Below are 3,573 nucleotides of genomic sequence, written 5' to 3' on the forward strand. Positions count from 1 at the left end.
ACAAGCCAAAGCAAACCATTTAGATGCAAGCGAAGCCAAACAACAACTCGAAAGTAGCTTAAACAACGCCAAAGCTTTGAGTGAAGTGGCAAAAAATCAACAAACTGATCCACTGAGCTTACTCGAAAACTTACAGGGCTACCTCAAGAACTTAGAGAGTGAAGACCAAAGCAAAGCTGCGGCTTTTAAACAAGCGATCATGCTCTTGGCTTCACCAAGTTCAATTGCCGTAGAAAGTAACGAAGACATCCACCTCAGTGCAGATGGACAGATCAACCAAATTGCACAAGGAAGCATAAACACCAGCACCCAAGACAGTATCATCGGACATGCCAGCAAAAAGATCAGCTTATTTGCAGCGCAAGAAGGGGCACGACTGTATGCAGGGAAAGGGAAGATCGAGATTCAAGCCCAAGGGGATGGTGCTGACCTGATTGCGAGAAAGGGTGTGCAGATTATTTCGACGGAAGATGCGGTTTATATTACCAGTCCAACCGAAATTAATCTGACCGCCGGTGGTTCACAAATCAAGATTAATGGCTCGGGGATTTTTCCGACCACAGGCGGAAAATTCGAGGTAAAGGCGGGGCAGCATTTGTTTAAGAGTGGTGAAAATGTTCATGCAACCATTCCTTTAATGCCTAAATTGGGGTTACACAAAATACAATTTGAATTGCGAGATACTGAAACACAAGCGTTGTTGCCTTTCACTTCTTACATGTTAATGAATGATCAAGGGCATGTAAGCTATGGAAAAACAGATGCGAATAGTTTAACTCAGGCATTTGTCACTGATAAGCAAGAGAATTACTACCTACACGCAATTAATGACAAAATTAAGAAATTGGATAACTAAGATGGCAAAGTATCCTCAACCGAAGATTGCACAAGCAATATTAAAAAATGTACCAAAACATATCGCTTTACCACGTTTGAAATATGTAATTACTGCAAAAACATCTGAAGCTAAATCTACCTATGTATCTAAACTGACACCTTTTAATAAGTTTATGAAAACCCATAAAATTGAGGTGAATTATGATACTGCAGTAGTTCAAGTTGATATTTTCTTAGACGATAAATGGTATCAAGGCGCAATCCTTCCACATTTAACACAATCTGAAAGCGGAAAGTTTACAGAGATCAAGTTTAAATACCATCAAGCGCAAAGTTCCCCGATAGAAGAAAATAAAATCCAAAAAGTTTATATAAAAGAAGGTATGGAAGTTGGTTGGTTGTTGATTCGAGAAGATGAGACTGTCGATGCATTGTTAAAACGTATCTATGCATACCCTCCTACAGCAAAAGAATTTTCTATTTTTAAAAATAATAATGCCCATTTGCCAGAGTTATCAACCAATGGACCAATGACTGTGCTTAAGCCATGTCAGGTGGTCATTTTATCAAATAAATATGGTAATGATCCTAAGCTGAGTGAATATAAGCGGTTAGCGAGCAGCGTCGAAGAAAAATTGAAGCTATTGAGAAAGTCCTCAAATTTTGATGCGGCATTTTTTGCTGCAAATTATGAACTTTTGTACGATTATTGGTCACATGCTACTGAAATGGCATTAGCCAATGTAAGTGACCAAAAGAAAGTCGTTACAGTTGATGAGTTTAGGAAGGAATACTGTCAAGGTGATGATGATCTATTAGATCAAGTTGAAGAAAGAACGGGGCAAATTGTAGATAGCGCTGAACAAAAAAGCGAGCGAGATAGAAAGCTTAAAAAGAATGAGCTTCTAGTCATGAAAGAAACATCACTAGAAAAAGTGATAAAAAGCAATGATGCGATTATGGCTGTTTATCAAAGTGAACAGCTAATGAAATCTAAATATGCGAACCCAAAGCATTTTTCAGATTTTAAGAAAAAATATGCCTCACTTTATAGCCAGTTGGGTACAGCACTGAAAGATATGCATATTGTCGAACCCCAAACTCAAATCCCTTTAATGAGAAAGTATATGAAAACGGACTCTCTTATACGCTCAGATGCCGTAAGAGGTGGTTTGAAGCATTACGATAAAATGATCGTAGATTTGGGGAAAATCAGTATCGGTTTAAGAATGGGTAAGCAATTGGTGGTTGGTCTAGGTGCTGCTATATTTTTTAAAAATACAGTGGATGCCTATAACACGGGTGATATGGAGCTTACAAAGAAAGTGGCTATGATTGAAGGCAGTAAGATTGCAGGAGGCGTTGTTGGCGGATGGGGTGGAAAAATAGTTGGTGGTGGTTTTGTTTATGTTATAGGAATGGCTGCTGGTGCAGTAGGCTATACAATGACTTTACCTGTTTCCTTGACAATAACTGCCGTTGTAGTGGGGACGGGTATTATTGTTGGGGGTAAATATGGGAGTGAATATATGGAAGATTTATCTAAAAATATTACTGGTATATGTAAATGAATGATCAGCAACTTATTTATGAAGCTTGGATTGCTTATGGCTCAATGGGGTTAGGTCTTTTGCTGATGTTAGTTATATATATATATAACTACATGTTTATAAAGAAAAATAGTAAAGAGCTTTCTGAGAGAATCTATGGTATCGAAGAATACTTAGATGAGGTGGGAGTTTCTTTTGAAAAGGTAATGCAACTAAATTTTATATTTTCCTTGATGTGGTTCTCATATTTTGTACAGCATAGATATTTTAAACAGAAGATGTCATATTTCGCCAAACGTGGAGAAAAGAGTCCAAGCTTGTATCCAAACCTTTATCAGGATAATGTCATTTATTTATGTGAAAAGTTTGGAAAACAGATTATCAGAAATGAAGTTTTGTCTCTTGTCTCTCTTGTATTTATAACATCAATGTTTACATCGAAATATATAGCAAAATTTATTGTTTATTTAGGTTTTTAATATCTTAAATAAGTTGTTTACACATATCAGCACCTCTTTATTTCAAGATTTCTGCTGTTGAAAGTGGTAGTAGGTATCTTTTCGGTGGTAAATATAGTGCAGATTTTGCTGAGGATGAACTCAAAAAAAGGACAGGGGTATGCTAATGGAAAGTCAATTAGTTGATTTTTATGGTAGCATTTTAATTAGCTTACTTGTTATTGGCTTAATGCTACTTTTATATACATATATATATAACCTGTTATTTATAAAAAAAAATAGTAAAGAACTTTCTGAAAAAATATATGGCATTGAAGAGTATTTAGATGAGGTGGGAATCTCTTTTGAAAAGGTACTACAACTTAATTTTATATTCTCTATGATGTGGTTTTCATATTTTATAACATACAGACGTTATGAAAAGATGCCGTATTTTGCAAAACGTGGAGAAAAGAGTCCTAGCTTGTATCCAAATCTGTATCAGGATAATGTTATTTATTTATGTGAAAAATTTAAAAAACAAATTATTATAATTGAGATATTATCTTTGTTTGTTTTTATTTTTGGAATCGCATTTTTTTTCTATGAGTCTATTGCTGATTTTCTAATATATTTAGGTTTTTAATATATTTTAAATGGCTTTGTTGCATAAAGATTTTAAAGATAGAGCTTTCCTAAGTTGTTTAAATTTAAGTGACAACTTGGGTGTGAGGTCGGCCGAGCTCCGT

General features: G+C 35.3%; 4 protein-coding genes. All 4 read left to right on the plus strand.

Annotated features, from left to right (window positions below):
• On the plus strand, positions 1-856 hold an 856-nt coding region (locus AC1M9I_RS14445), incomplete at its 5' end, for a DUF2345 domain-containing protein (RefSeq protein WP_481611201.1).
• Position 857: 1 nt separating this feature from the next.
• Positions 858-2,408 carry a hypothetical protein gene (locus AC1M9I_RS14450; RefSeq protein ID WP_481595222.1) on the plus strand — a complete coding sequence of 517 codons (1,551 nt, stop codon included), beginning with the start codon at positions 858-860 and terminating at the stop codon, positions 2,406-2,408.
• Positions 2,405-2,866, plus strand: coding sequence for a hypothetical protein (locus AC1M9I_RS14455; RefSeq protein ID WP_481595221.1), 462 nt, complete (start codon positions 2,405-2,407; stop codon positions 2,864-2,866). The genes AC1M9I_RS14450 and AC1M9I_RS14455 overlap by 4 nt, the downstream gene beginning before the upstream one ends.
• A gap of 145 nt (positions 2,867-3,011) precedes the next feature.
• Positions 3,012-3,470: a hypothetical protein gene (locus AC1M9I_RS14460; protein WP_481611202.1), complete on the plus strand. Its 459-nt coding sequence runs from the start codon at positions 3,012-3,014 to the stop codon at positions 3,468-3,470.
• Positions 3,471-3,573 lie beyond the last annotated feature (103 nt).

The sequence above is a fragment of the Acinetobacter sp. ANC_7553 genome (assembly GCF_056779895.1).

Coding starts and splice junctions, on each gene's coding strand:
- AC1M9I_RS14450 (WP_481595222.1), top strand. CDS start 858: ATGGCAAAGTATCCTCAACCGAAGATTGCACAAGCAATATTAAAAAAT.
- AC1M9I_RS14455 (WP_481595221.1), top strand. CDS start 2,405: ATGAATGATCAGCAACTTATTTATGAAGCTTGGATTGCTTATGGCTCA.
- AC1M9I_RS14460 (WP_481611202.1), top strand. CDS start 3,012: ATGGAAAGTCAATTAGTTGATTTTTATGGTAGCATTTTAATTAGCTTA.